The following is a 6798-nucleotide window of genomic DNA, read 5'->3' on the forward strand; positions in this document are numbered from 1 at the left end:
ACCCCCCGGATCATCCATACGACAGGGGCAGTAAGTCATACCGAGCCGGGCGACCGAGGAGTCCCCGGCTGGGGACGATCAAAAAGGTAACGGGGTGTCCGCGGTGTGATCCGGGCGCCCAGCTCGACGACGCGCGTCTCGGGAAAGGCCGCCCGGACGGCCGCCGGGGTGCCGTCGGTGGAGGCTCACTCTTCCGCGAAACCTCGCCGCCGTCCGGACCCGGGGCGGCAGGATCGGCGGCATGGCCGAGGTGACGCTCTTTCTGGCCGGCGACGTGATGACCGGCCGCGGGGTGGATCAGATCCTGCCCCGTCCGGGCCCGCCCGACCTGCGCGAACCGGCGGTCGACGACGCCCGCCGGTACGTCGGCCTGGCCGAGTCGGCCAGCGGCGAGGTGCCCCGCCCCGTCCCGCCCGGCTGGCCGTGGGGCGACGCGTTGCGGGTGCTGGACGGGCTGCGCCCGCACGCGCGGATCGTCAACCTGGAGACGGCGGTGACCGGGCGCGGGCGGCACGCCGAGGGGAAGGCCATCCACTACCGGATGCACCCGGACAACCTGCCGGCCCTCACCGCCGCCCGGCTCGACGTCTGCGCGCTGGCCAACAACCACCTCCTCGACTTCGGGCCGGAGGGCCTCACCGACACCGTGGACGCGCTGCGCGGGGCGGGCATCGCCCCGGCCGGCGCCGGTCGCGGCGAGGCCGAGGCGTGGCGCCCGGCCGAGGCGCCGCTGCCGGGCGGCCGGCGGTTGCTGGTCTGGTCCGTCGGCGCCCCCTCCAGCGGGATCCCGCCGCAGTGGGCGGCGACCGGCGACCGGCCCGGGGTGGCGTACCTGCCGGAGATCTCCGAGGCGGCCGCCACCGCGCTGGCCGACCGGATCGCCGGCACGGCCGGGCCGGCGGACCTGGTCGTGGTCTCGGTGCACTGGGGGTCGAACTGGGGCTACCAGGTGACCGACGAGCAGGTTCGGTTCGCCCACCGGCTGGTCGAGTCCGGGGTGCACGTGGTGCACGGGCACTCGTCGCACCATCCCCGGCCGATCGAGGTGCACCGGGGCCGGCTCATCCTCTACGGCTGCGGAGACCTGATCGACGACTACGAGGGCATCGGCGGGCAGGAGTCGTACCGGCCCTGGTTGCGGCTGCTGCACCTGCCCACCCTGGACGCCGACACCGGCGAGCTGCGCGCGCTGCGCCTGGCCCCGGTGCGGATGCGCCGGATGCGGCTGGAGGTCGCCGGGCCGGGCGAGGCCGCCTGGCTGGCCCGGCTGCTGGACGGGCTCGGCGGCCCGTTCCACACCGGGTTCGCGCTCGGCGACGACGGCCTGCTCACCTGGCGGCGCTGAGCGCAGTGGCCCGCACCACCTTCCCGCCGACCGGGGACCGGCCGGACCCGGCCGGCGGCCCGGCCCCCTGAGCCGGGACCGCTCAGCGCCGGCGGTGGGTGAGCGAGTCCAGCACCAGGGTGAGCCCGGCGCCGACCAGCCACACGTCCTTGGCCAGGCCGATGCCGGCCTGGCTGGGGCGGACGCTGCTGCCCTCCCGCATCCCGGGCGTCCTGAGATAGAGCTGGACCAGCCCGGCGCCGAAGGCGGCCAGCCCCGCCCCGGCCAGCAGCGACGGCACGAACGGCGCGAGCAGCGCCGCACCCAGCGCGATCTCGGCCCGGGACAGCAGCTTGGCGAACCGTTCGGGCTCGTACTGCTCCAGCTGCGGGATCGCGCCCACCGCCATGCCGTGCATGGCCGCCGCGGCCTGCCCCTCCAGGGTGCGCTTGCCGAGCCCAGAATTCAGGATGAACGCGCCGATGCTGACCCGCAGCGGCGCATGCGCCAACCTCATGATCACTCCCGTCGGTGTGCCGGAGAACCGGGCCCCGGGTACCCGGGGAGGCCCGGGATAACCGCCGTCGCGCGGAGGCGGGCCGGCGGCGGTGATCGGCGGTAGGTTCGCGGGAGAGCGGCAACAACCAGCAGGAGGCACAGTGAGCCAGGAAGTCCGGGGAGTCGTCTCGCGGCGCAAGGGCGCGCCGGTCGAGGTCACCACCATCGTCGTGCCCGACCCGGGGCCGGGCGAGGCGGTGGTCCGCGTCCGGTCCTGCGGCGTCTGCCACACCGACCTGCACTACCGTGAGGGCGGCATCAACGACGACTACCCGTTCCTGCTCGGCCACGAGGCCGCCGGCACCGTCGAGCAGGTGGGGGAGGGGGTCACCGACGTGGCCCCCGGCGACTTCGTCGTGCTGAACTGGCGCGCGGTCTGCGGCCAGTGCCGGGCCTGCCGGCGCGGCCGGCCGTGGTACTGCTTCAACACCCACAACGCCGCCCGCAGGATGACCCTCACCGACGGCACCGAACTGTCGCCGGCGCTGGGCATCGGCGCGTTCGCCGAGAAGACCCTCGTCCACGCCGGGCAGTGCACCAAGGTCGACCCGTCCGCCCGGGCGGCGGCGGTGGGCCTGCTCGGCTGCGGCGTGATGGCCGGCCTCGGCGCGGCCATGAACACCGGCCAGGTCGGCCGGGGCGACTCGGTCGCGGTGATCGGCTGCGGCGGCGTCGGCGACGCCGCGGTCGCCGGCGCCGCCCTCGCCGGGGCGACCACGATCATCGCGGTGGACACCGACGCCCGCAAGCTCGACTGGGCGCGCACGTTCGGCGCCACCCACACCGTCAACGCCTCCGCCGAGGACCCGGTCGCGGCGATCCAGGCCGCCACCGGCGGCTTCGGCGCCGACGTGGTGATCGACGCGGTGGGCCGCCCGGAGACCTGGAAGCAGGCGTTCTACGCCCGCGACCTGGCCGGCACGGTGGTGCTGGTGGGCGTGCCCACCCCGGAGATGATGGTCGAGCTGCCGCTGCTGGACGTCTTCGGTCGCGGCGGCGCGCTCAAGTCCAGCTGGTACGGCGACTGCCTGCCCAGCCGGGACTTCCCGATGCTCACCGAGCTGTACAAGCAGGGCCGCCTCGACCTGGACGCCTTCGTCACCGAGGAGATCGCCCTGGACCAGGTGGAGGAGGCGTTCACCCGGATGCACCACGGCGACGTGCTGCGCTCGGTGGTGGTGTTCCCGTGACCGCCCGGGTCGACCACACCGTCACCTCCGGCACCTTCTCCCTCGACGGGCAGACCTTCGACGTCGACAACAACGTCTGGGTGGTCGGCGACGACCACGAGTGCGTCGTCGTCGACGCGCCGCACGACGTGCCGGCCATCCTGCGCGCCGTCGGCGACCGCCGGGTCGTCGCCATCCTGGCCACCCACGCCCACGACGACCACGTACGCGTCGCCCCGGAGCTGGCCCGGGCCACCGGCGCGCCGGTGCTGCTGCACCCCGCCGACCGGGTGCTGTGGGACCTGGTCCACCCCGACACCGCACCCGACGGGGAGCTGACCGACGGTCAGACGGTCGAGGTCGCCGGCACCACGCTGCGGGTGCTGCACACCCCCGGGCACAGCCCCGGCGCGTGCAGCCTGCACGCCCCCGACCTCGCGGCGGTGTTCACCGGCGACACCCTCTTCGCCGGCGGGCCCGGCGCCACCGGCCGCTCGTACAGCGACTTCGGCACCATCATCGAGTCCATCCGGAACCGGCTGCTCACCCTGCCGCCCGAGACGGTGGTCCACACCGGACACGGCGACGACACCAGCATCGGCGCCGAGGCGCCGCACCTCGACGAGTGGATCACCCGGGGGCACTGACCCCCGGGTGGTGCGAACTAGGATCGGTCGGCATGACGCAAGATCGGGACAACCCGCGGTCGACCGTACGCCAGCTGCGTCTCGTGGTAGAGGCCGAGGACCACGAGGCGGCCGTCCGCTTCTTCCGGGACGCGCTCGGCCTGCCCGAGCAGGCCGCCTTCTCCGGCGGCGACGGGGCCCGGGTGGTGATCCTCGACGCCGGCCGGGCGACGCTGGAGATCGCCAACCCGGCGCAGAAGCGCATGATCGACGAGGTGGAGGTCGGGCGCCAGGTCGCCCCGCGGATCCGGGTGGCGTTCGAAGTGGACGACGCCACCACCGTCACCGGGCGGCTGGTCGAGGCCGGCGCCACCCAGCTCGCCCCGCCGACCGTCACCCCGTGGCAGTCGCTCAACTCGCGCCTGGAGGCGCCGGCCGGCCTGCAGATCACCGTCTTCCAGGAGCTGACCGACCTCGACGAGCGGTCCACCCTGGACGGCTTCGGCACCGACCGTTGACCGGCGAAACCGCGGTGCGTGCCGGCAGGAGGTGACCGATACTCTGCCCTGTGCCGGGCCCCACCCTCACCCCCGCCCAGTTCGCCGCCCTGCGCCACGTCCGCGACGTGGCGCTGCGCGACCGGCCGGCCGCGCTCGCCGTCATCGCCGAGCACCTCGCCGGCCCCGACGTCGCGTACCGGCCGGAGGAGGTCATCGCGGCGGTGACCGCGCACGGCCGGCTGACCCTCAACTTCCACCCCGACCGGCTGCTGGCCGACGGACGTACGGTGGCCGAGGCGCTCGACCGGGAGGGCGTCTACCGCAGCCAGTTCGAGACCGGCATCTCCAACGGCGGCCTGACCGCGTTCCCCGGTGGCGACCGGGACCGCTGGGAGGAGCAGTTGTTCGGCGGCGCCTACCAACGGGCCGGGGTGTCACTCGCCGAACGCCCCAAGTACGGCGGCCTCAACCTGCTGGACCACCCGGACGGCGCCTGCCCCCGGTTCGGCTCCTGCCACCTGCGGCTGCGCCCCGGCGTGCTGGCACGTGCCACCTTCAGCTTCGGCGACACCCACACGGGACCGACGGAGTTCGGCACCATCGACGTCTTCGAGCCGGTGCTTGCCGCGCTGCTGACCGCCACCGCCGGCACCGGGACCAGCCTCGGTCTGTCCGGCATGGACATCGACGCGTTGCTGCGCACCCTGCTGCGTCGTCGGGAACGGGCCTCGGCCGCGGCGGGCCGGGCGCTGGACGACTACATCGAGGCGCAGATCCACGGCGAGCTTAGCCTCGCCCGGGACGTCGAGGCCCTCGTCGTCGACCCTTCGTTCCGGGGCACCGCGGCGGCGCGGATCCTCGCCGCGATCGCCGACCGGCACGGTTTCCCACTGCGCTGGCACGCCGGGTTCGAGCTGCCCGTCGACGGGATCGACCCGGAGTTCCGCGGGCCGGCGATCCCACCGCTGGCGGCCCGGGTGCACGCCGAGTTCGCCCGGCCCGGCCAGGCCGTCGACGCCGAGCTGATCGGCCGGGCCGCCGCATCGGTGGTCACCGAGCCGGGGCGTTGGGCGGACCGGGGGCCGGCGGCACTGACCCTCCAGCACCTCAAGCAGCTCTGGCACGTCCTGGTCTGGTACGGCGCCCCCGCCCACCCGCCCGACTGACCCGCCGCGGCTGGGGCCGTTCGGGGCGATGGTCCGGGACGCCCGGATGGCCCACCCGGGCCGCGTTTCGGCGGGGCCGTCCTCGGCTGCCCGATATCCCGGGTGACCTGGGCCGCAGCCTCCGGCCGGTCCGGCATTTCCGGAATGACCGACACGGCGAGCCGGTTGTGTCCCCCGTACCGCCGGGACCTAAACCCGGACCGGTCGGTCGTCCCCCAGGGGCGCTCACCTCGGAGCGCGTCGCAACGATCGAGAGGGCAACCACCGTGAAGCAGCACTTCACTGGATGGCTCCCCGCCATCGCGAAGACCGCAGTCGACAGCACCCGGACCGCGGTCGCGAACACCCGAACCGCCGTCGCGAACAGCCCGAACCGTCGCACCGCGCTCACCATGGCCGGGGTCGCCGCCATCGGCGGCCTGGCGTTCGGTCCCACCGCCGTCGCCGCGCCGGTCACCAGCGGCCCGCACACCGGCGCCGTGGCCGCCATCGACCTGGCCACCGGCAAGAAGGCCACCACGGTCGAGTCCGGCCTGACCACCGGCAGCGACAAGGTGCCGAGCAAGGGCGATCGGCCCAGTCGGGACGAGCTGATCCCGCACGGCATCGAGGGCGCGCAGTCGCGCATCCCGCTCGACAACGCCCAGGTCGCCAACGCCAAGGCCATCGTGAAGGCGGCCAAGGAGACCGGTGTGGGTGAGCGCGGCGCCGTCATCGGTGTCGCCACCTCGCTGCAGGAGTCGAAGCTGTACAACCTCGGCCACCTCGGCGCGTACAACGACCACGACTCGGAGGGTCTGTTCCAGCAGCGCCCATCGTCCGGTTGGGGTACGTCTGAGCAGATCACCGACCCGGACTACGCGTCGAAGGCGTTCTTCAACGCGCTGAAGAACGTCGGCGGATGGCAGGAACTGCCGCTGACCACCGCTGCCCAGACCGTCCAGGTGTCGGCCTACCCGTACGCGTACGCGCAGTGGGAGGAGCAGGCGGCGGACATCGTCGCCCAGGTGTGGTGACACCTCACCCGTGACCGGCCGGCCCCACCGGGGGCCGGCCGCTGACGTCTGCGCCCGCCGCCAGTTGCAGATCCCGCGTCCCGAAGCGGGGGCGGGGCTGGGTTGCCCGCATGGGGTTGGCGGGATCAGGTTGGGCGAGATGTCCGGTTCGGGGGTGGTGGGCGGCACTCTGGCGGCGGAATCGTCGGGGGGTGGGCGGCGTTGGATCCGGGTGCACGGCCGAGCAGGGGCGCAGCCCGCCCCGCCAGGGCCCCCGGGGAATGATGGTGGGCCGCCGGTCGTTACACATGGTCCGGCGCCGTGTAGCGGCCCCGCCCCGCGCGCCGGATCCCCCCTCAAAGGCTTTTGTGAGCGCCTGACGTGGTGCTTGCACCCGACGTGTGCCGACCCCCGTCGGCTGCCGGGTGCCGACCCCCGGAATGGAGCTTTCCCCCATGAA

Annotated in this window: 7 protein-coding genes; 6 read left to right on the plus strand and 1 reads right to left on the minus strand. The window is 74.2% G+C overall.

Features of this window, described 5'->3' with window-relative positions; genetic code table 11:
* Positions 1–241 precede the first annotated feature (241 nt).
* Positions 242–1345: a CapA family protein gene (locus AB0H57_RS32175; RefSeq protein WP_357512432.1), complete on the plus strand. Its 1104-nt coding sequence runs from the start codon at positions 242–244 to the stop codon at positions 1343–1345.
* 82 nt (positions 1346–1427) lie between these two features.
* Here the strand turns inward: AB0H57_RS32175 and AB0H57_RS32180 are convergent, their stop codons facing one another.
* Complete coding sequence (locus tag AB0H57_RS32180) at positions 1428–1841, minus strand: hypothetical protein (RefSeq protein WP_357512434.1); 414 nt, start codon at positions 1839–1841, stop codon at positions 1428–1430.
* A gap of 142 nt (positions 1842–1983) precedes the next feature.
* Between AB0H57_RS32180 and AB0H57_RS32185 the strand changes: the two genes are divergently transcribed.
* The 5 genes from AB0H57_RS32185 to AB0H57_RS32205 all read left to right on the plus strand — a co-directional run bounded on the left by AB0H57_RS32185 (position 1984) and on the right by AB0H57_RS32205 (position 6359).
* Positions 1984–3072: an S-(hydroxymethyl)mycothiol dehydrogenase gene (locus tag AB0H57_RS32185; protein WP_357512436.1), complete on the plus strand. Its 1089-nt coding sequence runs from the start codon at positions 1984–1986 to the stop codon at positions 3070–3072.
* Positions 3069–3698, plus strand: coding sequence for an MBL fold metallo-hydrolase (locus AB0H57_RS32190; protein WP_357512437.1), 630 nt, complete (start codon positions 3069–3071; stop codon positions 3696–3698). Before AB0H57_RS32185 ends, AB0H57_RS32190 begins: the two co-directional genes overlap by 4 nt.
* A gap of 32 nt (positions 3699–3730) precedes the next feature.
* Positions 3731–4195: a VOC family protein gene (locus tag AB0H57_RS32195; RefSeq protein ID WP_357512439.1), complete on the plus strand. Its 465-nt coding sequence runs from the start codon at positions 3731–3733 to the stop codon at positions 4193–4195.
* 50 nt (positions 4196–4245) lie between these two features.
* Positions 4246–5343: a DUF3626 domain-containing protein gene (locus AB0H57_RS32200; RefSeq protein ID WP_357512441.1), complete on the plus strand. Its 1098-nt coding sequence runs from the start codon at positions 4246–4248 to the stop codon at positions 5341–5343.
* Positions 5344–5609: 266 nt separating this feature from the next.
* Complete coding sequence (locus tag AB0H57_RS32205) at positions 5610–6359, plus strand: hypothetical protein (protein ID WP_357512443.1); 750 nt, start codon at positions 5610–5612, stop codon at positions 6357–6359.
* Positions 6360–6798: the final 439 nt, after the last annotated feature.

Origin of the sequence: Micromonospora sp. NPDC050686, from assembly GCF_040654475.1 — a bacterium.
Lineage (GTDB): Bacteria > Actinomycetota > Actinomycetes > Mycobacteriales > Micromonosporaceae > Micromonospora.

Bases quoted from the DNA above. Each gene is read 5' to 3' on its own strand.
- AB0H57_RS32195 (WP_357512439.1), top strand. From the start codon at position 3,731: ATGACGCAAGATCGGGACAACCCGCGGTCGACCGTACGCCAGCTGCGT.
- AB0H57_RS32175 (WP_357512432.1), top strand. From the start codon at position 242: ATGGCCGAGGTGACGCTCTTTCTGGCCGGCGACGTGATGACCGGCCGC.
- AB0H57_RS32180 (WP_357512434.1), bottom strand. From the start codon at position 1,841: ATGAGGTTGGCGCATGCGCCGCTGCGGGTCAGCATCGGCGCGTTCATC.